Annotated in this window: 20 protein-coding genes; 4 read left to right on the top strand and 16 right to left on the bottom strand. The window is 73.8% G+C overall.

Annotation, left to right across the window (positions count from 1 at the left end; genetic code table 11):
- Positions 1-106: 106 nt before the first annotated feature.
- From nusB to LIV55_RS17065, 3 genes are all read right to left on the bottom strand, one after another.
- On the bottom strand, positions 107-520 hold the full coding sequence (gene nusB, locus LIV55_RS00225; protein ID WP_123091625.1) for a transcription antitermination factor NusB: 414 nt from the start codon (positions 518-520) through the stop codon (positions 107-109).
- Positions 521-1081, bottom strand: a complete 561-nt coding sequence (efp, locus tag LIV55_RS00220; protein WP_068276228.1) for an elongation factor P — start codon at positions 1079-1081, stop codon at positions 521-523.
- A gap of 127 nt (positions 1082-1208) precedes the next feature.
- Positions 1209-2450 carry a lipase family protein gene (locus LIV55_RS17065; RefSeq protein ID WP_229298843.1) on the bottom strand — a complete coding sequence of 414 codons (1242 nt, stop codon included), beginning with the start codon at positions 2448-2450 and terminating at the stop codon, positions 1209-1211.
- Between the two features lie 75 nt (positions 2451-2525).
- On the opposite strand from LIV55_RS17065, the gene LIV55_RS00210 reads away from it, so the two are divergent.
- Positions 2526-4118 carry an FMN-binding glutamate synthase family protein gene (locus LIV55_RS00210; RefSeq protein ID WP_229298842.1) on the top strand — a complete coding sequence of 531 codons (1593 nt, stop codon included), beginning with the start codon at positions 2526-2528 and terminating at the stop codon, positions 4116-4118.
- A gap of 111 nt (positions 4119-4229) precedes the next feature.
- Here LIV55_RS00210 and LIV55_RS00205 read toward each other — a convergent pair whose 3' ends face one another.
- Together LIV55_RS00205 and LIV55_RS00200 are read right to left on the bottom strand one after the other, a co-directional pair.
- Positions 4230-4952 (bottom strand): ABC transporter permease, encoded by a 723-nt coding sequence (locus tag LIV55_RS00205; protein ID WP_229298841.1) that lies wholly within the window; start codon positions 4950-4952, stop codon positions 4230-4232.
- On the bottom strand, positions 4949-5875 hold the full coding sequence (locus LIV55_RS00200) for an ABC transporter ATP-binding protein (protein WP_229298840.1): 927 nt from the start codon (positions 5873-5875) through the stop codon (positions 4949-4951). Before LIV55_RS00200 ends, LIV55_RS00205 begins: the two co-directional genes overlap by 4 nt.
- A 141-nt stretch (positions 5876-6016) precedes the next feature.
- On the opposite strand from LIV55_RS00200, the gene LIV55_RS00195 reads away from it, so the two are divergent.
- Positions 6017-7246 carry a sensor histidine kinase gene (locus LIV55_RS00195; protein WP_229298839.1) on the top strand — a complete coding sequence of 410 codons (1230 nt, stop codon included), beginning with the start codon at positions 6017-6019 and terminating at the stop codon, positions 7244-7246.
- Positions 7243-7914: a response regulator transcription factor gene (locus tag LIV55_RS00190; RefSeq protein WP_123091956.1), complete on the top strand. Its 672-nt coding sequence runs from the start codon at positions 7243-7245 to the stop codon at positions 7912-7914. The genes LIV55_RS00195 and LIV55_RS00190 overlap by 4 nt, the downstream gene beginning before the upstream one ends.
- A gap of 2 nt (positions 7915-7916) precedes the next feature.
- Here LIV55_RS00190 and aroB read toward each other — a convergent pair whose 3' ends face one another.
- The 10 genes from aroB to LIV55_RS00140 all read right to left on the bottom strand — a co-directional run bounded on the left by aroB (position 7917) and on the right by LIV55_RS00140 (position 19357).
- Positions 7917-8987: a 3-dehydroquinate synthase gene (gene aroB, locus LIV55_RS00185; protein WP_229298838.1), complete on the bottom strand. Its 1071-nt coding sequence runs from the start codon at positions 8985-8987 to the stop codon at positions 7917-7919.
- The gene (locus LIV55_RS00180; RefSeq protein ID WP_308012848.1) at positions 8984-9523 is read right to left on the bottom strand and encodes a shikimate kinase; all 540 of its coding nucleotides are present in this window, start codon (positions 9521-9523) and stop codon (positions 8984-8986) included. Before LIV55_RS00180 ends, aroB begins: the two co-directional genes overlap by 4 nt.
- On the bottom strand, positions 9520-10761 hold the full coding sequence (gene aroC, locus LIV55_RS00175) for a chorismate synthase (protein ID WP_068276251.1): 1242 nt from the start codon (positions 10759-10761) through the stop codon (positions 9520-9522). Before aroC ends, LIV55_RS00180 begins: the two co-directional genes overlap by 4 nt.
- Before the next feature lie 47 nt (positions 10762-10808).
- Positions 10809-11675, bottom strand: a complete 867-nt coding sequence (locus LIV55_RS00170; RefSeq protein WP_229298837.1) for a shikimate dehydrogenase — start codon at positions 11673-11675, stop codon at positions 10809-10811.
- Positions 11676-11683: 8 nt separating this feature from the next.
- Positions 11684-12832 (bottom strand): endolytic transglycosylase MltG, encoded by a 1149-nt coding sequence (gene mltG, locus LIV55_RS00165; RefSeq protein ID WP_229298836.1) that lies wholly within the window; start codon positions 12830-12832, stop codon positions 11684-11686.
- Entirely contained in the window at positions 12829-13359 is a 531-nt protein-coding gene (ruvX, locus tag LIV55_RS00160) for a Holliday junction resolvase RuvX (RefSeq protein ID WP_229299533.1), read from the bottom strand. Before ruvX ends, mltG begins: the two co-directional genes overlap by 4 nt.
- Positions 13356-16043 carry an alanine--tRNA ligase gene (gene alaS / locus LIV55_RS00155; RefSeq protein ID WP_229298835.1) on the bottom strand — a complete coding sequence of 896 codons (2688 nt, stop codon included), beginning with the start codon at positions 16041-16043 and terminating at the stop codon, positions 13356-13358. Before alaS ends, ruvX begins: the two co-directional genes overlap by 4 nt.
- Before the next feature lie 214 nt (positions 16044-16257).
- The gene (locus tag LIV55_RS00150) at positions 16258-17958 is read right to left on the bottom strand and encodes an HNH endonuclease (protein WP_229298834.1); all 1701 of its coding nucleotides are present in this window, start codon (positions 17956-17958) and stop codon (positions 16258-16260) included.
- 349 nt (positions 17959-18307) lie between these two features.
- Positions 18308-18952: a LysE family translocator gene (locus tag LIV55_RS00145; protein ID WP_229298833.1), complete on the bottom strand. Its 645-nt coding sequence runs from the start codon at positions 18950-18952 to the stop codon at positions 18308-18310.
- 27 nt (positions 18953-18979) lie between these two features.
- Positions 18980-19357, bottom strand: coding sequence for a VOC family protein (locus LIV55_RS00140; protein ID WP_229298832.1), 378 nt, complete (start codon positions 19355-19357; stop codon positions 18980-18982).
- A 47-nt stretch (positions 19358-19404) separates the two neighbouring features.
- Between LIV55_RS00140 and LIV55_RS00135 the strand changes: the two genes are divergently transcribed.
- Positions 19405-20277: a hypothetical protein gene (locus LIV55_RS00135; RefSeq protein WP_229298831.1), complete on the top strand. Its 873-nt coding sequence runs from the start codon at positions 19405-19407 to the stop codon at positions 20275-20277.
- Positions 20278-20296: 19 nt separating this feature from the next.
- On the opposite strand, the gene LIV55_RS00130 is transcribed toward LIV55_RS00135, so the two are convergent.
- On the bottom strand, positions 20297-21700 hold the full coding sequence (locus LIV55_RS00130) for a replication-associated recombination protein A (protein WP_068276273.1): 1404 nt from the start codon (positions 21698-21700) through the stop codon (positions 20297-20299).
- Positions 21701-21805 lie beyond the last annotated feature (105 nt).

Here is a 21805-nt window from a genome sequence, read left to right as displayed (position 1 = left end):
TCGGCGTGGGGCGCGGGGGGGGGGGGGCGGCGCGGCGGGCCGGGCGGGTCGGTCGGGGCGCGGCCTGCGGCGGGGCTGGCGGGACCCCGGGAGGGGGCCCGCCGGCTCAGATGAGGGTCGGCTTGACCTCGGCGATCCGGGCGAGCAGGCCGTGCACGAAGCGCGGCGACTCGTCGGTGCTCAGCTCGGTCGCGAGCGCCTTGGCCTCGGCGATCGCCACCGACTCCGGGACGTCCGCGGACCACAGCACCTCGAAGGTGCCGATGCGCAGGATCGCGCGGTCGACGTCGGGCATGCGCTCGACGCTCCAGCCCTGGCTGTACGTCGACAGCAGCTCGTCGATGTCCTTCCAGTGCGCGACGACGCCCTCGACGAGCTCACGGGTGTAGTCGGGCAGCGGGTGCTCGGTCACCGGCGTCTCGACCCGCTGCGAGAGCAGCGTCGAGACGTTGAGGCCACGCGACTCGGCCTCGAAGAGCAGGTCGAGCGCGCGCTTGCGGGCCTTGGTGCGAGCCGCCACTCAGCTCACGCGGCCGAGGTAGCTGCCGTCGCGGGTGTCGACCTTGATCTTCGTGCCCTGCTCGACGAAGAGCGGGACCGCGATCTCGGCGCCGGTCTCGACGGTCGCCGGCTTGGTGCCGCCGGTGGAGCGGTCGCCCTGCAGGCCCGGCTCGGTGTAGGTGATCTCGAGGACGACCGAGGCGGGCAGCTCGATGAAGAGCACCGAGCCGTCGTGGCGGGCGACGACCGCCTCCTGGTTCTCGAGCATGTACTTCGCGGCGTCGCCGACGGTCTCGGGCGGGACCGGGATCTGGTCGTAGGTGTCCGGGTCCATGAAGACGTAGTCGGTGCCGTCGTTGTACAGGTACTGCATCGTGCGCTTGTCGACGTTGGCCGTCTCGACCTTCGTGCCGGCGTTGAAGGTCTTGTCGACGACCTTGCCGGTCGTGACGGACTTCAGCTTCGTGCGGACGAAGGCCGGGCCCTTGCCGGGCTTGACGTGCTGGAACTCCACCACCGACCAGAGCTGGTTGTCGATGCGGAGGACCATGCCGTTCTTCAGGTCGTTCGTGCTAGCCACGTGGGGATGCGCCTTCGTGCTCGGGGTCGCGCGGGAGGAGCCCCCGCGCACGGGACGTCGTGCATCCTATCGGCTGCGGGCCGGGGCCCGGACCGCGTGGGCGGGGGACGGGCGGGACGTCCGGGCGTCAGGGCAGGGCGGGGGCCGTCTGCTCGAGCCAGCGGTCGACGGAGGTGCGGGCGTCCTCGAGCACGTCGACGTGCCCCTTGCCGGCGACGCGCCGGTAGGTGAGGTCGACGTCGTCCGCGCGCCACTGCCGGGCGAGGGCGTCGGTGAGGATCACCGGCACCGTCGTGTCGGCCGTGCCCTGGACGACGAGGACGGGCACCTCGGGGGTGAGCGCGCTCGCGTCGTTGTCGGCGACGACCCTCTCGACCTCGGTGAGACCGACGCCCGGTCGGACGAGGTCGCCCGTGCGCACGCCCCCGAAGGAGTCCTGCGCGGACAGCCCCTCGAGGCACCGGTCCTCGAGCTGGGGCAGCAGGGCGACGCCACGGGCGCTGAAGACCCGGTCGCGCGGCACCCCCGCGACAGCGGCGGCGGAGGAGAGCAGCGGGCCGAGGAAGGTCGAGCGGTCGAGGTCGTCCCGTATCGAGGTCGTGAGGGCCCGGCGCAGCTGCGAGGGCGGCGCGATCGCGGCGATGCCCTGCAGGTCGAGGTCGGGGGCGTACCCGTCGACGGACTGCGCGGTGAAGAGCGCGGCCTGGCCGCCCTGCGAGTGCCCGGCCGCCAGCCATGTGCCGGAGACCCGGTCGTCGAGCTCGCGCGCGGCGCTGACGATGTCGGTCATCGCCCGACCCGCGCTCTCGCCGAGCAGGTAGGGGTGCGGACCGGGCGTGCCCAGCCCCTCGTAGTCGCTCGCGACGACGACGTAGCCGCGCTGGAGGTAGGTGTCGAGCACCCGCTGCGTCAGGCTCGTGTAGAAGCGGGCCTGGCCCTGCAGCGTGGTGAGCGAGGGCGCGCACGTGTCGGCCGTCCCCGTCGTGCCGTGCCCCCACGAGATGACCGGCCAGCCGCCCTCCGGCGGCTCGCCGGGCGGCAGGGTGACGGTCCCGGAGACCGCGACGGGCTCCCCCTTCGCCCCCACCGAGCGGTAGAGGACGAGGTGGGTGCGGGCCCCCTCGAGGCCGGTCCCGGCCTCCTCCCGCGACCAGATGAGGCTGCCGTGCTCGCCGTCGCGGATCTCCTGCGCGTCGGCGCGGTAGAAGTCCGCGCCGGCCGGTGCTCCCGAGAGCCCGGCCGCGACGTCGGCGGCAGACCCGTCGTCGCGCGCGACCCACCAGCCGGCGGCGCCCGCGAGCAGGGCCACGGCGAGCAGCGCCGCGAGCAGGACGCGGGTGCGCGCAGGACGATCGGGGGTCGGGCTCACCGTCGGCTGCCTCTCGTCATGGAGATGGACCGGCGCATCGTCCCACGCGCACCTGCGCGGGGGCAGACTGCGGGCATGTCACGCACTCCCCTGTGGGCCGGACTCGGCGGTCTGGGCGCGGTGGCCGCGGTCGCCGCCCGCGACCTCACCCAGCGCACCCATGCGATCCGGCGCAACTACCCCGTCGTGGGCAACCTGCGCTACGCCCTCGAGCGCGTCGGCCCCGAGCTGCGCCAGTACATCGTCACGAGCAACGACGAGGAGCGGCCCTTCAGCCGCGACCAGCGCTCGTGGGTCTACGCGAGCAGCAAGCTCGAGAACAACTACACCGGCTTCGGGACCGACAACGACGTCGAGCGCGGCGAGTCCTACGTCATCATCAAGCACCGGACCTTCTCCGACGTCGCCCCCTCCTCCGCGCTCGCGCACGGGGCGAAGGGGGAGCACGACGACCTCGTCCGCCTCCCGGCCGCCAAGGTCATCGGCCGGCCGCGGGGCCGGCGGCACGCCTTCCGCCCGGAGTCGGTCGTCAACGTCTCGGGGATGAGCTTCGGCTCCCTGTCCGGTCCGGCGATCCAGGCCCTCAACCGCGGGGTCGCCCTCGCCGGCGCCTACCAGAACACCGGCGAGGGGGGTCTGTCGGACCACCACCGCCAGGGCGGCGACCTCATGTTCCAGGTCGGCACCGCGTACTTCGGGTGCCGTGACGAGCACGGCCGCTTCGACATCGAGCGGCTCGTCGACCTGTGCGCCTCGGCTCCCGTGCGCGCCGTCGAGATCAAGCTGAGCCAGGGCGCCAAGCCGGGGCTGGGCGGCATGCTGCCCGCGGCGAAGATCACGCCGGAGATCTCGCAGATCCGCGGCATCCCCCTCGGGCAGGACTGCGCGAGCCCGTCGCGGCACACCGCCTTCACCGACGTCGACTCGATGCTCGACGTCGTCGAGCAGATCGCCGAGCGCACCGGGCTGCCCGTCGGCATCAAGTCCGCCGTCGGCGACCTCGTCTTCTGGGAGCAGCTCGCCGAGGCGATGGTCGACCGGCAGCGCGGGGTCGACTTCGTCACCGTCGACGGGGGCGAAGGGGGGACCGGCGCGGCCCCGCTCATCTTCACCGACAGCGTCGCCCTGCCCTTCCGCCTCGGCTTCGCCCGCGTCTACGCGACCTTCGCGCGGGCCGGGCTCGCCGACGACGTGACCTTCATCGGCGCCGGCAAGCTCGGCCTGCCCGACAACGCGATGGTCGCGATGGCGATGGGGTGCGACGTGCTCCACGTCGCGCGCGAGGCGATGCTGTCGATCGGGTGCATCCAGGCGCAGAAGTGCCACACCGACCACTGCCCCACCGGGGTGGCGACCCAGTCGCCGTGGCTGGCCCACGGCCTCGACCCGCAGCTCAAGGCCGTGCGTCTCGCGAGCTATCTCAACACCCTGCGCCGCGACCTGCTCAAGGTCTCAGAGGCCGTCGGCGTGTGGCACCCGGGGCTCGTCGACGCCGACGACATCGAGCTCGTCAGCGAGGCGCGCACGGGTGTGCCGCTGCGCGAGATCTACGGCTACGAGCACGGGTGGGGCTCGCTCGGGCCGGACCTGACCGACGAGGTCGTCGACCTCATGCGCGGCCTCGTCGAGCCCGAGGAGCGCCGGCCCGAGGACGCCCCGACCTCCTGACCTGGCGCCGCGCCGGGCCACCCCGCGCAGACTCCCGTCGGCAGACCCGTGCGCCCGCCGTCCCCCTGTGGACGACGGGCGCACGGGTGGTTCGATGCGCCGGGCCGGCTCCTACTTCACCTCGCGGGTGAGGACCCGCCACGTGCCGAGCGCCATGGGCAGACCCAGCCACAGCAGGCTCGAGGTGGCCAGACGCCCCCAGTCGTCACCGGCCATCTGCCCGGCGAGCAGCGGCTCCGTGACCCGGCTGAGGTCGAGCCAGCTCGCCGCGGTCTCGAAGCGCTCGTTGAGCGTCGAGACGATCGTCCACACGGTGGGCAGGACGAAGGAGGCGACGATCGCCAGCGGCGTGCTGAGGAAGACCATGCCGAAGGCGAGCCCCTGCAGCAGGTAGATCCCCATGGCGAGGACCACCCCGCCGGCCATCGCTCCCGGCAGGTCCCACGCCTGCGGGCTGGTCGAGAAGAGCGTCGCGACCGCGCAGGCGAGTGCGGCGGCGGCGAGGACGACGACGCCGAGGACGAGCGCGGCGAGCGACTTCGCGAGGACGACCCGGCCGCGCCGCGGCTCGAGGGTGAAGGTCACCAGACCCGTGCGCTGCGTCCACTCCTGGGTCGCGGACATGATGCCGAGGACGGGCAGGAGCAGGGCGAGCGGCAGGGCGGCGAAGGAGAGGTAGGTCTGCAGGCTCTGCTCCTGCGCATCGCCCCAGATCGCGACGGCGGCGACGGCCGCCCCGCCGACCGCGGCCATGACGACGAGCAGCCAGCGGCCCGCCCGGGTGTCGACCATCTTGCGCAGCTCGACGTAGGTGGTCGTGGCGAGGGCGCTCATGCTGCCACCTCCGCCCGGTCCTGGGCCGCCTGGTCGTGCCCGGAGCGGGCCTGCGCCGAGGTGAGCTCGAGGAAGATCTCCTCGAGCGCCCCTTCGCTCGCCGCGGCCAGGGACACGAGCGGCACACCGGCCGCCAGGGCCACCCGTCCGACGACCTCGCTCTCGCCGGCCACCTGCAGCCCCCCTGCGGCTGCGGTGACCTCGAGACCCTGCTCGCGCAGGGCCGCGGCGAGAGCGTCGTCGTCGGCCGAGCGGACCCGGCTCCCGCGCCCGCTGAGCAGCTCCTCGACCGAGCCCTGGGCGACGACCCGGCCGTGGCCGATCATCACGAGCTCGTCGGCGATGACCTGCACCTCGTGCAGCAGGTGCGAGGAGAGCAGCACGGTCCCGCCGTCGTCGGCGAAGTCGCGCAGCAGCGTGCGCATCCAGTGGATGCCCTGCGGGTCCAGGCCGTTGGCCGGCTCGTCGAGGACGAGCACCTCGGGCTCGCCGACGAGGGCCGCGGCCAGCCCGAGACGCTGACGCATCCCGAGCGAGTAGTTGCGCACCCGGCGCGAGGACTCCTTCGAGGTGAGCCCGACGAGGTCGAGCACCTCGTCGACCCGCCCGCGGCGCGCGCCCATCTGGATCGCGGCGAGACGGATGACCTCACGACCGGTGCGGCCGGGGTGCTGCGCGGAGGCGTCGAGCATGACGCCGACGTGACGCCCGGGCTGCTCGAGCAGCCGGTAGGGCCGGCCGTGGACGAGCGCCCGGCCCGAGGTGGGGGGCGTGAGCCCGACGAGCATGCGCATCGCCGTGGACTTGCCCGCGCCGTTCGGGCCGAGGAAGCCGACGACCCGGCCGGGCTCGACGGCGAAGGAGACGTCGTCGACGGCGGTGAAAGAGCCGTAACGCTTCGTGAGGTGCTCGATCTGGATCATGGCTCCACCCTCGCCCGCCGGCCTCCCCCGGCGCATCGGCCGGACGGATGACCCTGTGTCATACCTGGGTATGGCCCGCTCGGCCCGCCCCGAGCCCTGGGTCGCTGCCGCGGACGGTCGGGGCTGCCTAGGGTTGGTCGCGTGCCCAGACCCGCGCCCGTCCAGCAGCCCCGCATCTCGTGGTGGGGCCATACGTGGCGCCTGGCCGTCGTCGGCATCACCTCGATCGTCCTCTTCGCGATCCAGGTCAGCGAGCTCGGCCGCACCCTCCCCGACGGGACCTGGACGTGGGACCCCGCGAACGACGCCCGGCTCTGGCTCGACCTCGTCGTCGGCGTCCTCACCGCCCCGCTCGTCCTCTTCCGCCGGCGCTGGCCTGTCGCCGTCGCGCTCGTCCTCTCGCTCGTCTCGGTCTTCTCCACCGTTGCCGCCGGTCCCGCGATGCTCGCGCTCATGTCGCTGGCGACCCGGCGTCGGTGGCGCGAGGTCGTCGTCGTCCTCGCGCCCACGGGTCTGGCGACCTTCGTCTTCGAGGCCTTCTTCAGCAGCACCGAGCTCGGCATGCCGCTGCTCGTGTACGTGGCACTCAGCCTCGTCATCACCGCGCTCTTCGTCGCGATCGGCTTCTACATCGGCGCACGCCGCGAGCTCGTCGGCTCGCTGCTCGCCCGGGCCGAGGCCGCCGAGCGCGCCCAGCACGCCCGCGAGGAGCAGGCGCGCACGGGCGAGCGCAACCGGATCGCCCGCGAGATGCACGACGTGCTCGCCCATCGCATCTCCGTCGTGACGATGCACGCCGGCGCCCTCGCCTCGCGCACCGACCTCACCCCCGACCAGGTGAGGGACGCCGCGCGCGTCATCGAGGACGGCTCGCGCGCCGCGATGCGCGACCTGCGATCGGTGCTCGGGGTGCTCCGCGACGGCGACCCCGGCGTCGGGGCCGCCGAGAAGGAGCCGCCGCAGCCGACCCTCGCAGTCCTCGACGCGCTCGTCGCCGACGCGCGCGAGCACGGCCCGGTCGACCTCGTGCTCCCCCTCGGCGGACGGGCGCACGACGACACCCTCGTCGCCCAGGTGCCCGAGGAGGTCTCCCGGGCCGCCTACCGCGTCGTCCAGGAGGGGCTGACGAACGTGCGCAAGCACGCCCCCGGCGCGCCGACCGTCGCGCGCGTCGACGTCACGCCCGGGGAGGATGTCCTCGTGAGCGTCGTCAACATCGCCCCGGCGAGCCCTCCCCCGTCCGGCACCCCCTCGGGCCTGGGCCTGCTCGGCATCCGCGAGCGGGCCGAGCTGCTCGGCGGCAGCGCCCGCGCGGGCGCCCGCCCCGGCGGCGGCTTCGCGCTCGAGGTCCGGCTGCCGTGGCCGGCATGAGCAGCGAGGTGGTCCGCGTCGTCGTCGTCGACGACGACCCGCTCGTGCGCGCCGGTCTCACCCTCATGGTCGGCGGCAGCCAGGGCGTCGAGGTCGTCGCCGAGGCCGCCGACGGGCTCGAGGCGCTCGAGGTCGTGCCCCGGCACGAGCCCGACGTCGTGCTCATGGACATCCGCATGCCGCGGATGGACGGCATCGCGGCGACGCAGGCCCTGCTCGCCCGACCCCGTCCGCCGCGGGTGCTCGTCCTCACGACCTTCGACGCCGACGAGCTCGTCCTGCGGGCGCTGCAGGTCGGGGCGGCCGGCTTCCTGCTCAAAGACACCCGCCCCGACGCGCTCGTCGCCGCGATCCACTCCGTCGCGCGGGGCGAGCCCACCCTCTCGCCCACGGTCACGGCCCAGCTCATCGCGGCGGTGACCGACGGCGAGGGCCAGGGCCCGGTGCGCGACCGGGCCCGCGAGCAGCTGGGCCGGCTCACCGAGCGCGAGCTCGACGTGGCCCGCGCGGTCGCGCGGGGACTGTCGAACACCGAGATCTCGCAGCAGCTCTACCTCTCCGTGCCCACCGTGAAGTCGCACGTCGGGCGGATCTTCACCAAGCTCGACGTCGAGAACCGCGTGCAGGTCGCGCTCGTCGTCCGCGACGCCGGCGACGACCGGGTCTGAGGTCAGCCGGAGATCGCGGCGTAGGCCTCGCGCAGCAGCTGCTCCGAGGGCCCCTCGAGACGCGTCGGGCTCGCGAGCGCGTCGAGCACGACGAAGCGCAGGGTCGCTCCCCGCGTCTTCTTGTCACGACGCATCGCCGCGTGCAGCTCGTCGAAGGTCGCCCCGTCGTACCCGGTCGGCAGGTCGAGCGACGTGAGCACCTCGCGGTGGCGCGCGAGCACCACGGCGTCGAGCAGACCGCTGCGGTGCGCGAGCTCGGCGGCGAAGACCATGCCGACGGCCACGGCCTCGCCGTGGCGCATCCGGTAGTGCTCGTGGTGCTCGATCGCGTGGCCGAGGGTGTGCCCGTAGTTGAGGATCTCGCGCAGGTGCGACTCCCGCAGGTCCGCGGCGACGACCCGCGCCTTGACCGCGATCTTGCGCTCGACGACCTCGCGCAGCCGCGCCGAGCTCGGGTCGACGACGTCGACCGGGTCGGCCTCGACGAGCTCGAGGATGCGCGGGTCGGCGATGAAGCCGCCCTTGACCGCCTCCGCGAGACCGGCGCTCAGGTCGGCCGGCGGCAGGGTCCGCAGGGTGTCGAGGTCGCACAGGACCCCGACGGGCAGGTGGAAGGCACCGACGAGGTTCTTGCCCTCGGGGGTGTTGACCCCGGTCTTGCCGCCGACGGCGGCGTCGACCATGCCGAGGACGGTCGTCGGCACGTGGATCACCGGCACGCCGCGCAGCCACGTGGCGGCGACGAAGCCCGCGAGGTCGGTGACGCTGCCACCGCCGACGCCGACGACGACGTCGGTCCGGGTCATCTCGGCCTCGCCCATGAGCGACCACAGCCGGGCCGCCACCGAGATGTCCTTGGCCGCCTCGGCGTCCGGGACGGCGGCGGGCAGCACCTCGAGCCCGAGGGAGCGAAGGGAGGAGATCACCGGTCCGGCGAGCTCGGCGAGCGGCTCCGGGTAGACGACGAGGGCGCGCCGCGCCCCCTTCGGCACGAGGCCGGCGACCTGGTCGCTCACGCCGTGGCCGACGAGGACGTCGTAGTCCTGGCCGACGGGGATCGTCGTGACGCTCACGACGCGTCTCGCACGAGGGCCTCGACCTCGGCGACGACGCTGTCGACGTCGCGGCCGGCGGTGTCGACGACATCGGTCGCGAGCCGCTCGTACGTGGGTCGACGCGTCTCCATCATGGCGATCCAGGAGGCGCGGGGGTTGATGGCGAGGAGCGGACGCGACTGGTTGAGGCCGATGCGCCGCGCGGCGTCGGCGATGCCGACGTCGAGCATGACGACCCGCGCGCCGGCCGACGCGGCGGCGGAGACGGCCTCGTCGACCGCCGGGGTCATGACCGCCCCTCCCCCGAGGCAGACGACGGCGCCGGGCTCGGCGAGGGCCGCGGCGGCCGCAGCGGTCTCGAGACCGCGGAAGTACTCCTCGCCCTCCTCGACGAAGATGTCGGCGATCGGGCGGCCGGCGGCCGCCTCCACGTCGGCGTCGCTGTCGCGCAGTGGGGCGCCGACGCGCTCGGCGAGGAGCGCGGCGACGGTGGACTTGCCGACCCCGGGAGGGCCGACGAGGACGACGAGCGGGGCCGTGCTCACGGCGCTCACAGCGCGTCCTGCTCGTCCCACGAGCGCATGAGCTCGGGGATCGAGTCGAGGTAGGCGCGGTGGTTGCGCGAGGTCTCGGCGAGCGAGTCGCCGCCGAACTTCTCCAGGCAGGCCTGGGCGAGGACGAGGGCGACCATCGCCTGGGCGACGACGCCGGCGGCGGGCACGGCGCACACGTCGGAGCGCTGGTGGATCGCCGTCGCGGAGTCGCCGGAGGTGACGTCGACGGTCTGCAGCGCGCGGGGCACGGTGCTGATCGGCTTCATCGCGGCTCGCACGCGCAGCTCCTCGCCGGTGCTCATGCCCCCTTCGGTCCCGCCTGCACGGCCGGTCCGGCGACGGATGACGCCGTCCTCGCCGCGCACGATCTCGTCGTGCGCCGCCGAGCCGCGGCGACGGGCGGTCGTGAAGCCGTCGCCGACCTCGACGCCCTTGATCGCCTGGATGCCCATGAGGGCGGAGGCCAGCCGGGCGTCGAGACGGCGGTCCCAGTGGACGTGGCTGCCCAGGCCCGGCGGCAGGCCGTAGGCGAGGACCTCGACGACGCCGCCGAGGGTGTCGCCGTCCTTCTTGGCCGCCTCGATCTCGGCGACCATCGCGTCGGTGCCGGGGCGCGAGAGCGAGCGGACCGGGCTCGCGTCGAGCGCGGCCGTGTCGTCGGGGGTCGGCAGGTCGGCGTCCTGCGGCACGGACGCCTCGCCGATGGCGACGGTGTGCGCGACGAGGCGGATGCCGTAGGCCTGCTCGAGGAAGCGCTCGGCGATCTCGCCGAGGGCGACGCGTGCGGCCGTCTCGCGGGCGGAGGCGCGCTCGAGGATCGTGCGGGCGTCGTCGACGCCGTACTTCTGCATCCCGACGAGATCGGCGTGACCGGGCCGAGGGCGCGTCAGCGGCTTGTTGCGCGCGATCTCCTTCTCGGCACCGATGTCGTCGGAGGCGGCGAGGGCGTCGGCCGCGACCGGGTCGGCGCTCATCACCGTCTGCCACTTGGGCCACTCGGTGTTGCCGATCATCACGGCGACCGGGGAGCCGATGCTCGACCCGTGGCGCACGCCGCCGAGGAAGGTCACCTCGTCCTGCTCGAACTTCATCCGCGCGCCCCGGCCGTAGCCCAGGCGTCGACGGGCGAGCGCACCGGCGACGTCGGAGGTGGTCACCTCGACGCCGGCGGGCAGTCCTTCGAGGGTCGCGACGAGCGCCTGCCCGTGCGACTCACCAGCGGTCAACCAACGCAGCATGGGGCCAATCCTCGCACCCGGTGCGGGGTGCTCCGCGCACGTGTCCGTCAGGTGGGGGGCAGCGGGGGCAGCGCGGCCGACATCGCGGCGAGGACGTCGTCGTCGACCGACCGGCCGGTCATGAGCTCGACCTGGCGGGCGGCCTGGTGCAGGAGCATGCGGGTGCCGGGCACGACCGTGGCTCCTCCCCGCGCCGCCGCCCGGGCGAGGGGGGTCGGCCAGTCGGCGTAGACGACGTCGAGGAGGACGCCGTCGGCGATCTCGCTGACCCGGCCGCGGCGCTCGTGATCGCGGCCGGCCCCCGTGACGACAGACGCGGCCGCCTCGTTCGCCGGTCCCCCGGGCAGGGTGCTCACGACGACGTCGGCCGGTGGCCAGTCGTAGACCCAGGTGTCGAGGCCACGGATCTCGACGAGCACGTCGAGATCCATGCTGCGGACGAGACGGGCGGCCTTCATCTCGTCGCGGGCGGCGACCATGACCTCCTGCACGCCGAGCTCCTGCAGGGCCGCGAGGGCCGAGCGAGCGGTCGCCCCGGCGCCGAGGACCCGGGCCCTGCGTGCGCCGGCGGCTCCCCCTTCGCGCAGCGCGGCGACGACGCCGTGCACGTCGGTGTTGTCACCCGACCACCCAGTCTGCGTGCGCACGAGGGTGTTGATCGCGCCGGTGGCCCGGGCGAGCGGGCTCACCTCGGTCGCGACGTCGAAGGCGGCGACCTTGAGCGGCATCGTCAGGCTCAGCCCGGCCCACGACGGGTCGAGGCTCGCGACGAAGGGGGCGAGCCCCCCTTCGTCGACCTCGTGCCGCTCGTAGGCCCAGTCGTCGAGGCCGAGCGCCGCGTAGGCCGCGTGGTGCAGCGCCGGTGAGAGCGAGTGCGAGACCGGCGAGCCGAGGACCGCCGCCCGCCGGGTCACCGGCCGCGTCACTCGCAGCTGCCCGTGTTGCGGCAGAACTCCTGGACGTTGCGCTCGTGCTGCGCGGTCGTCGTGGCGAACTTCGTCTCGCCCGTGTCGGGGTCGACGGTGACGAAGAAGATCCACTTCCCCGGCTCCGGGTCGGCGGCGGCCTCGATGGCCGCGGCGCCCGGGTTGTTGATCGGGCCGGGGGGCAGCCCCTTGTTCTTGTACGTGTTGTACGGGCTGTCGGACTCGCGCTCCTTGTCCGACGTCGTGATCGTGCCGCGCTTCTTCAGCAGGTAGTGGATCGTGCTGTCCATCTGGAGCATGCCGACGGTCGGCCCGGTGGGGTCGGCCAGGCGGTTCTCGACGACGCGGGCGACCTTGCCGCGGTCCGCGGCACCGGACTCGCCCTCGACGATCGAGGCGACGGTGAGCGTGCGCTCCCAGCGGGCGCGCGGCACATCGGCCTTCTGCAGCTCCTCCTGGGTCTTGGCGATCATCGTGTCGAGCTGCTGGACGGGGGTGGAGTCCTTGGGGAACTCGTAGGTCGAGGGGAAGAGCCAGCCCTCGATCGAGCCGCCGGCCTCCGTCGGGAGCTTCAGCTGCTCCGACGTCGCCGCGGCCTCGTAGCGGGCGACGGGGATCTTCGTCGCCTTGGACAGGCGCTCGTAGATCTCGACCGCCCATAGACCCTCGGGGATGGTCACGCCCTGGGCGACGCGGTTGGCGTTGTCGGCGAGCCAGGTGAAGGCGTCGGAGGCCTTCATCTCCTTCTTCAGCTCGTAGGTGCCGGGCTGGATCTTCGCGGCCTTGTCGGGCTCGGCCGCGGCGGCCTGGACGAAAGCGCCGGAGGACTTCACGACCCCGGCCTCCTCGAGCGCCGACCCGATGTCGGAGCCGGTCGCGCCCTCCTCGACGGTGATCTCGACCTGCCCGGCGCCGGGGCCGGCGAAGTCCTCGACGGCCTCGGAGCCGAAGGAGGGGACGATGCCGCGTAGCGAGCCGAAGGCGAGGTACCCGCCGCCGGCGATGACGGCGACCGCCAGGAGCAGCGCGACGGCGGTCCGTCCGCGCCGCTTCGGCCGACGGGCGCGGGATGCGTCGCGGCGGCTGCGGTGGGAGTGGTGGTGCCGGTCGTCGTCGAAGATGTCGTCCTCGAGATGGGCGTTCATGCTCGTCGTTCCTTACGTCGCGGCTTGCGAGCAGGGGGTCCGGCGAAGAGCTCCCCGAGGGGCTCGCCCAGGCTGCGCTCGCGATCGATGGCGGCCTGGAGGATGAGGACGGCGGCCGCCTGGTCGACGACCCGGCGGTGCGCGCGCCCCGGCAATCCGCTGGCGTGCAAACCACGGTGAGCATCCACCGTCGTCAGGCGCTCGTCCACCAGGCGGACCGGCGTGTCCGGGATGCCGCCCGGTCCGGTGAGGGCCTGGTGCAGCTGTGCGCACCACGCCCGGACGTGCTCGGCGGCCGGTCCCTCGGTCCCGTCGAGGGACCGGGGCAGGCCGACGACGACCTCGACCGCCTCGCGCTCGCGGACGATCTCGACGAGCTCACGCACGTCGGACCCGGTCTCCATGTCCCGGGCCAGGGTGGCGACCGGGGTGGCGAGGACGCCGTCCCGGTCGCACGCGGCGACGCCGACCCGGGCAGCGCCGACGTCGACGCCGACCCGGGTCCCCGGTCGCCAGGCGGCACTCAGGAGAGCGCCCCGATCTCGCGCTCGACGGCGGCGAGCGCGTCCCCGACCTTCGCCGGGTCCGCGCCACCGCCCTGGGCGATGTCGTCCTTGCCGCCGCCACCGCCGCCGAGGGTCTGGGCGGCGACGCGCACGAGCGCGCCGGCCTTGATCCCCCGCCCCCGGGCCGACTCGTTCGTCGCGACGACGACGACCGGCTTCGCGCCGCCGTCACCGGTGAGGGCGACGACGACCGGACGCTCCTCGCCGAGCTTGCCGCGCGTGTCGAGCACCATGCGGCGCACGTCGTCGGCGCCTCCCCCGGCGACATGGGCCGCGACGACGGTGACGCCGGAGATGTCCTTCGCGTCGTCGGTGAGCGAGCCCGCGGCCGCGGTCACCTGGTCACGACGCATGCGCTCGAGCTCGCGCTCGGTCTCGCGCAGCCGCGCGACGAGCTCGGCGACCCGCTCGGGCAGCTGCGGCCCGGGGGCCTTGACGATCTCGGAGAGCTCGGCGACGAGCGCGCGCTCGGTCGCGAGGTAGGACAGCGCGTTCATGCCGACGAAGGCCTCGACGCGGCGCACCCCGGAGCCGACGGAGGACTCACCGGTGAGGGTGATCGCCCCGATCTGGGCGGACCGACGCACGTGCGTGCCACCGCACAGCTCGCGCGACCACGGGCCGCCGATCTCGACGACGCGGACCTTCTCGCCGTAGGTCTCGCCGAAGAGCGCGAGCGCGCCCTGCTCACGGGCCTCGGGGAGGGTCATGTAGGCCGCGGAGACGGGCAGGTCGTCGCGCACCGCGAGGTTGGCGACGTGCTCGATCTCGGCGCGGGCGTCGGCCGAGAGCGCCTGGCCCCACGCGAAGTCGAGCCGCAGGTAACCGGGCTTGTTGTACGAGCCGGACTGCAGGGCCGTGGGGCCGAGCACCTGGCGCAGCGCCGCGTGGACGACGTGGGTGCCCGAGTGCGCCTGGCAGGCGTCGACGCGCCACTGCGGGTCGACCTCGGCGAGCACCTGGCCACCGACGCGCAGCGGACCGGTGACGACCTCGACGGTGTGCGCGACGAGGCCCTTGACCGGGCGCTGGACGTCCTTGACGACGAGGTGGCTGCCGTCGCCGCCGATGACTCCTGCGTCGGCGACCTGGCCGCCGGACTCGGCGTAGAAGGGGGTGCGGTCGAGGACGACCTGGCCGGACTCGCCCGGCAGCAGCTCCTCGACGCTCTCGCCGTCGCGCACCAGGCCGACGACACGGGCCTCGGAGCTCAGCTCCTCGTAGGCACGCCAGTCGGTCTCGCCGGCGGCGCGCAGCTGCTTCCACACCTCGGTGTTCGCGTGACCGCCCTTCTTGGCGCGGGCGTCGGCCTTCGCGCGCTGGCGCTGCTCGTCCATGAGGGCGACGAAGCCCTCGCGGTCGACGGACAGCCCCTGCTCGGCCGCCATCTCGAGGGTGAGGTCGATGGGGAAGCCGTAGGTGTCGTGCAGCCGGAAGGCCTCGCCGCCGGACAGGGTGTCGCCGCCGCCCCCCTTCGTGCTCTCGACCGCCGTGTCGAGGATCTGGGTGCCCTGCGCGAGGGTGCGCCGGAAGGCCTCCTCCTCGGCGTAGGCGATCTGGGCGATCCGGTCGAAGCCGGTGCGCAGCTCGGGGTAGGACGCGCTCATCCGCTCCATCGAGAGGGGCAGCAGGTGCGGCAGCGCCGGCTCGTCGTAGCCGAGCAGGCGCATCGAGCGGACCGCGCGGCGCAGCATGCGGCGCAGGACGTATCCGCGGCCCTCGTTGCCCGGGGTGACGCCGTCACCGATGAGCATGAGCGAGGAGCGGACGTGGTCGGCGACGACGCGCAGCCGCACGTCGTCAGGGTGCGACTCGCCGGCGGTCTTCGCGCCGGTCGCGCCGTAGGTCTTGCCGGTCATCTCGGCCGCCTTGGCCAGGACCGGCGCGACCTCGTCGATGTCGTAGAGGTTGTCGACGCCCTGGAGGATGCTCGCGATGCGCTCCAGACCCATCCCGGTGTCGACGTTCTGCGCCGGGAGCGGGCCCGCGACGTCGAAGTCGTCCTTCGCGCGGACCGCGGACAGCTCGTACTGCATGAAGACGAGGTTCCAGATCTCCATGTAGCGGTCCTCGTCGACCTCCGGACCGCCCTCCTGGCCGTACTCCGGCCCGCGGTCGTAGAAGATCTCCGAGCACGGCCCGCCCGGACCGGGCACGCCCATGTGCCAGTAGTTGTCCTTCTTGCCCCGGCGCACGACGCGCTCGGCGGGGATCGACGTGTGCTCGAGCCACAGCGCCGCCGCCTCGTCGTCGTCCTGGTACACGGTCGCCCACAGGCGCTCGGGGTCCAGGCCGTAGCCGCCGTCCTCGAGGCTCGAGGTGAGCAGCTCCCACGCGAAGGTGATGGCGTCGCGCTTGAAGTAGTCGCCGAAGGAGAAGTTGCCGTTCATCTGGAAGAACGTGCCGTGACGCGAGGTCTTGCCGACCTCCTCGATGTCACCGGTGCGCACGCACTTCTGCACGCTCGTGGCGCGCTGCCAGGCGGGCGTCTCCTGCCCGAGGAAGTAGGGCTTGAAGGGCACCATGCCGGCGTTGACGAAGAGGAGATTCGGGTCCTCGTGGATGAGCGGGGCGGACGGCACGACCGTGTGCCCCTTGCTCTCGAAGAAGGCGAGCCAACGACGTCGGATCTCGGCAGTTTCCATCTCGGGTTTCAGTCCTTGTCTGGTGCAGGCGGTGAGGGGTTCGGTGAGGGTGCGAGCAGGGGCGAAGGGGGTCAGCGGACCGATCCGGGTCCGGCGACCCCCGTCATAGCTCGCGCGGCGCTCGCCGCACCGGGGTGCACAGTCATCCACGACAGGGTACTCGGCGTGCTCGGCCGGGCGGTTGCCCATTCGGGCACCACCGGCCCGACCTGGGTCAGCCGGTGTCCTGCCACCAGGTGTCGGTCCACTCGTCGTCCCACTCGTCCTGCCAGACGTGGGGCTCCGCTCCCTGCTCATCCCCCTCACGCGCCCGGGACTCCTCGTCCCTCCACGAAGCCTCGCCGCGCCGGAGGTCGTCGTCCTGCTGCCGGCCCCCACGCCACTGCGCCAGCTCCGTGACCGGGGGCACCGGGCTGCGGTAGTGATGTCCCGTCGGGGTCGTCGTCACGACGACGGCCTCGGTGCCCGACGCGGACACCACCGCGGCCCAGCCCGGGAGCGCCTTGACGAGGTTGTGGCGGGCGCACAGGCCCTGGCCGTTGGCGGCAGAGGTCGACCCGCCGAGCACGACACCGACGACATGGTCGGCGTGGCGGACCGGTGCGTCGCAGAAGGGGAAGCGGCAGACGCCGTCACGCACTCGGAGCAGGCGCTGCACCGCGGCGGGGAAGAGCCGTCGGCGGCTGTCGACGTCGCAGACCCGACCCATCTCGTCCGTGAAGACCCGCCGCAACCAGACCCTGGCTGCAGGACGTCCGCCCCAGACCTCGCCAGGGTCAGCCGCGTCTGTGTCTGCGTCTGGCTCCGCGTCGATGTCTGCGCGGGGGCCAGCGTCGGTGCCTGCATCTCTCCCCGCGCGGGCACCTGCTCTCCCCGCGCGAGTGCCTGCGTCTCTCCCCGCGCGAGTGCCTGCGTCTCTCCCCGCGCGAGTGCCTGCGTCTCCCCCCGCGTGGGTACCTGCTCTCCCCGCGCGGATACCTGCGTGAGTGCCTGGGGGCACGTCGTCGCCGAGCACGAGGACCCGGGCCACCTCCGCCGGGAGCAGGCCGTGCCCCGGCAGATCGGCGGGGGCGTCCGAGAGGCCGAGCAGGGTGCCCGGGGTCATGACGAGCTGCACCTCGACGGGGACGGCGTCGGCCGTGCCCTGCCCGGTCACCCGCTCGACGAGGAGGTCGGCCATGAGCTGACCGATGCCACGGTCGTCGCCCGCCGCCTTGCGGGCCTCTGCGTCGCGCCGCAGCACCGCCCAGGCGGCGACCCCCTGCTCCATCGGGACGAGCCCGGTGAGCGAGGCCATGGCGTCCGGCTGCGGCCGAAGGGAGACCCGCCGCTCGGCGACCGCGCGAGCGCGTCGGCGGACCACTGCCGCCGCGTCGAGCGCCTGCGCCCTGGCACGAGTGGCCCGCTCGACCTGCCGCGGGGTCATCTCGGACAGACGACCGGCGAGCTCGGCGTCGACCTGACGTCGGTCGTCGGGCTCGAGCACGGCCGTCTCGCGGGCCATGACGGTCGCCGTCCACTCGCTCGTGGTGCCGGTGGCGAGGTGGTCGAGGGTGCGCGGCAGCTCCTCGACGAGGGCCCGTGCGAGGCCGAGATGACGCGAGCCCCGGCTCGGGTGCTCGCGCCGGGCCAGGGCGATCTCGTCGGCCAGACCCCGGCCGCGCTGGTCGGCCGGCACCCCCGCGTCGGTCTCACGAGCGACCCGTGTCTGCCACAGGGTCGCGGTGACCCGCGCCTGGGCAGCCGCCGCCGCGGACTTCAGGCGCTCGAGAGCGGCGACCTGCTCGATCGCCTCGTCCTCGGGGACAGGCTCGCCGAGGACGCGCAGCGCCTCGCACCACGACGCCACCACGGTCGCGTCGATCGCGTCGAGCGGTGGCCGCGTCGCCACCGGCACCCTCTCCACCAGGTCCATGTCACGACGCTACGGGTGACCACCGACAACGCTGCGCCGCCGCTCCGATGCTGCTCCGACATGGTGTCCGGAGCCTGCTCCGGACACGGGTACGGGTACGGGTACGGGTGGAGGTGATCGTCGCAAGCGGTCCGTCGCTCAGCCGGCACCAGATGAACGGTGGTCCTCGGGAGACGACCCCGCCGTCGGTGCCAGCTCGGGACGCTCGCCGGAGACGGACCGCCCGCTCCACCGGTGCCGACCCACGACGGTTGCCGCAGACGGACCACCCGCGCTCCCGCAGCCTCGGACCCTGACGGCGGCGGTCGCCGGAGACGCCCCCGAGCCGCCGCTGCCACCCGACGCCGGGTCAGCGGTGGTCGCCGGAGCCGGCGACGGACAGACCCACCCCGATGATGCAGGCGCCGCCGGCTCGACCCACGGTCGTCATCCGCCGCGGTGACCGCGCCAGCCACGTGCGGGCACGACCCGCCGCGAGCGCCCACGTCGTGTCCGTGACGAGCCCGATGAGCATCGGGACGACGCCCAGGACGAGCATCTGGACCGCGGTGCCCCCCGCTGCGGGGTCGACGAACTGGGGCACGACCGCGGTGAAGAGGACGAAGGTCTTGGGGTTGGTCACCCCGACGACGACGCCGGTGTGCACGGCGCCCCAGGCGCTGCGGTCACGGGGGCGGACCGCGCGCCCGTCGTCCTCCGTCAGCGGCCCGGCGTGGCGGATCGCCTGCACGCCGATGTAGAGCAGGTAGGCGATGCCCACCCACTTGATCGCCTGGAAGAGCAGCTCGGAGCGCTCCAGCAGGGGCCCCAGACCGACAGCGATGGCGATGCCGGCCAGGTAGCAGCCGGCCGTGTTGCCCACGACGCTCGCCAGGGCGTTGCCACGGCCGTGGCTCAGCGCGCGACCGACGACGAACATCACGGACGGCCCCGGGACGGCGATGAGGACGACGCTCGCCAGCGCGATGCCGACGACCTGCTCGATGGTCACCATCTGGGCACTCTAGGACCCCGCCCCGGCTCAGTCCCCGTCCGTGGCGGTGTGGCAGACCGCCTCGACGTTGTTGCCGTCCGGGTCGCGCACGAAGGCGCCGTAGTAGTGCTCGTGGTACTCGGGCCACATCCGTGGTGCGTGGAGGCTTTCGGCGCCGTGCCGCAGGGCCGCGTCGTGGAAGGCGCGCACCGCCGCCGCGTCGGGCGCCGAGAAGGCGACGTGCACCTCACGGACCGGCCCGTCGCCCTCGGCACGAGCGACCCAGAAGGCCGGCTGGTGCGTGCCGTACCCGATGGCGACGCCGTGGTCCATGAGCCGGCGGTGACCGAGGACCGCGAGGACCTCGTCGTAGAAGGCAGCCACGGCCGGGAGGTCCGCGCAGGTGATCCCGAGGTGGTCGATCATCTGCCGACCGTAGGGCGAAGGGGTGACAGCCCGGGCAGGATCGGTGCATGAGCGACGAGACGGGCCCCGAGGAGACCACCGACCTCGCGCGACGGTGCGCCGAGGCCGCGCAGGACCTCGTGACCAGCCCGCCGACGGACGGCTGCGTCGTCGACGAGGTCCGTGCCGAGGGCGAGCAGGTGGCGATCGTCTTCCGCTGGCACGACGCGCCCCACCCCTTCGTCATCCGGCTGGCGACTGACAGCTGGGCCTACGGGCTCGACCTGGACGGGGCGAAGACGCACGAGATCGGCTGGCCCGCCGCCTGGGCAGACGACGTGCGCTTCTGGCTCATGGAGGAGCTCGCGACCGGCTACGTCGGGCGGGCCAGTCGGCGTGCCGACGGCGACCGGGTCGAGCTGGTGCCGCCCGACCCGGCATCCGGCGAGCGCACGACCACCGGCGCTCCCGTCTACGTCACGGACGTGCCCCAGTACCCGCCGTCGCCTCCCGCCGAGATCGTCGAGCGGTGGGACCGCATGGTCGAGTCCGGGGTCGACACACCGACGTCCTTCGGCTGGATCTCGTACGGGCGGGGAGAGCCAGGTGACGGCCTCACCGACGGAGCCCACCTCACCGAGGCCGGTCTCGACGCGGCGGCCGCCCGCCGGCTTCGGCAGGAGGGTGAGCTGGGTGCCTGGCTGCAGGCGATGCCCGACGACGAGCACGCCGGGTGGGCGGGGCACGTCGTCCTCGGCACGGTGCGCGACGGCGTCGTGCCCGTGCTCCTCCTCGAGACGACCCCCGGCGCGCCGCAGGGCACGCATGACGCCCTGCTCGCCGGCGCCGTGGTGCAGGCGGAGATGCTCGGGGGCCGCACCCTCGTCGTCGACGACGAGGACGGCCACCGCGAGATCAGCACCTCACGGCTCGACGGCTGAGCCGGGGCGCCTGGGGGCCCTACCGCCCCCGCAGCCGTCCGCGCAGCCAGCTCCACCGCTCCTGCAACCGGGCCTCGAATCCCCGGTCGGTCGGCCGGTAGTACGAGCGGTCGGCGAGCTCGGCGTGCAGCTCGTCGGGCAGGTACTGCTGCGTGGCGACGCCGTCGGTCTCGTCGTGCGAGTAGACGTAGCCGGCCACCTTCTGGCCGCCGCTCGCCCCCTTCGCCCGGTCCGACGCCTGGGTGTACCCGCTCCCCCGCAGGTGCGGCGGGACCGCGCCGACCTTGCCGGCGCGCACGTCGGCGATCGCCTCGTTGATGCCGGTGTAGGCGGCGTTGGACTTCGGCGCGAGGGCGTTGTGCACGACCGCCTGGGCGAGGATGATGCGCGCCTCGGGCATGCCGATCTGGGCGACGGCGTGCATCGCGGCGACGGCGGTCTGCAGCGCCGTCGGGTCGCCGAGACCGACGTCCTCGCTCGCGGAGATGACGACCCGCCGCGCGATGAACCGGGGGTCCTCGCCGGCCTCGAGCTGGCGTGCGAGGTAGTGCAGCGCGGCGTCGACGTCGGATCCGCGCATCGACTTGATGAAGGCAGAGGCGACGTCGTAGTGCTGGTCGCCGGTGCGGTCGTAGCGCACCGCCGCCCGCGCGACGGCCTGCTCGACGTGGGCGAGCGTGATCGGCAGAGCGGTGGAGGTGTCGAGGCGCACCCCGGCGTCGTCGAGGGCCACCCCGGCCGCGGCCTCGAGGCTCGTCAGGGCGCGGCGTGCGTCGCCCCCGGCGACGGCGACGAGGTGGTCGCGGGCGTCGTCCTGCAGGACGTACTCGCCCTCGAGCCCGCGCTCGTCGGCCACCGCTGAGTCGAGCACCTCGGCGACCTCCTCGCGGGTGAGCGACTCGAGGGTGACGAGGATCGAGCGCGAGAGCAGCGGCGCGATGACGGAGAAGGACGGGTTCTCCGTCGTCGCCGCGACGAGGATGACGTCGCGGTTCTCGACGCCGGGCAGCAGCGCGTCCTGCTGCGCCTTGGTGAAGCGGTGGATCTCGTCGAGGAAGAGGACCGTCGCCCGCCCGTAGAGGGAGCGCGACACCGCCGCGTCCTCCATGACCTTGCGGACGTCCTTGACGCCGGCGGTCACCGCGGACAGCTCGACGAAGTCGCGGTCGGCGGCCGTCGCGACGAGGTGGGCGAGGGTCGTCTTGCCCGTCCCCGGAGGCCCCCAGAGGATCGCGGAGATGGGGCCGGCCGACCCGGACGCCCCCTCGATGAGACGGCGAAGGGGGGACCCGGGGCGCAGCACCTCGGCCTGGCCGCGGACCTCGTCGATGGAGCGCGGCCGCATGCGCACGGCGAGCGGGGCGCGCAGGTCGCTGCGGCCACCGGTGTCGTCCGCGGCGGCGGCGAAGAGGTCGTCTGGCACGTCCCGCAGGCTAGCCGCCGGCACCGACGGCCCGGGCGGGCCGTCCCCTTCGCACCGGGCGGGCCGTCCCCTTCGCCCTGGCGTCGTCGGACCTCGGGCGTAGCG

This window comes from Janibacter melonis, assembly GCF_020567375.1.
In the GTDB taxonomy this organism is placed as follows: domain Bacteria; phylum Actinomycetota; class Actinomycetes; order Actinomycetales; family Dermatophilaceae; genus Marihabitans; species Marihabitans melonis.
Note: the sequence above shows the minus strand (reverse complement) of the source record. Positions and strands in the feature narration are given on the sequence as shown.

Excerpts from the sequence above, each read along its gene's own strand:
- LIV55_RS00210 (WP_229298842.1), top strand. The coding sequence starts at position 2,526 with ATGTCACGCACTCCCCTGTGGGCCGGACTCGGCGGTCTGGGCGCGGTG.
- LIV55_RS00205 (WP_229298841.1), bottom strand. The coding sequence starts at position 4,952 with ATGAGCGCCCTCGCCACGACCACCTACGTCGAGCTGCGCAAGATGGTC.
- LIV55_RS00200 (WP_229298840.1), bottom strand. The coding sequence starts at position 5,875 with ATGATCCAGATCGAGCACCTCACGAAGCGTTACGGCTCTTTCACCGCC.
- LIV55_RS00190 (WP_123091956.1), top strand. The coding sequence starts at position 7,243 with ATGAGCAGCGAGGTGGTCCGCGTCGTCGTCGTCGACGACGACCCGCTC.
- aroC (WP_068276251.1), bottom strand. The coding sequence starts at position 10,761 with ATGCTGCGTTGGTTGACCGCTGGTGAGTCGCACGGGCAGGCGCTCGTC.
- mltG (WP_229298836.1), bottom strand. The coding sequence starts at position 12,832 with ATGAACGCCCATCTCGAGGACGACATCTTCGACGACGACCGGCACCAC.
- alaS (WP_229298835.1), bottom strand. The coding sequence starts at position 16,043 with ATGGAAACTGCCGAGATCCGACGTCGTTGGCTCGCCTTCTTCGAGAGC.
- LIV55_RS00150 (WP_229298834.1), bottom strand. The coding sequence starts at position 17,958 with ATGGACCTGGTGGAGAGGGTGCCGGTGGCGACGCGGCCACCGCTCGAC.
- LIV55_RS00145 (WP_229298833.1), bottom strand. The coding sequence starts at position 18,952 with ATGGTGACCATCGAGCAGGTCGTCGGCATCGCGCTGGCGAGCGTCGTC.
- LIV55_RS00140 (WP_229298832.1), bottom strand. The coding sequence starts at position 19,357 with ATGATCGACCACCTCGGGATCACCTGCGCGGACCTCCCGGCCGTGGCT.
- LIV55_RS00135 (WP_229298831.1), top strand. The coding sequence starts at position 19,405 with ATGAGCGACGAGACGGGCCCCGAGGAGACCACCGACCTCGCGCGACGG.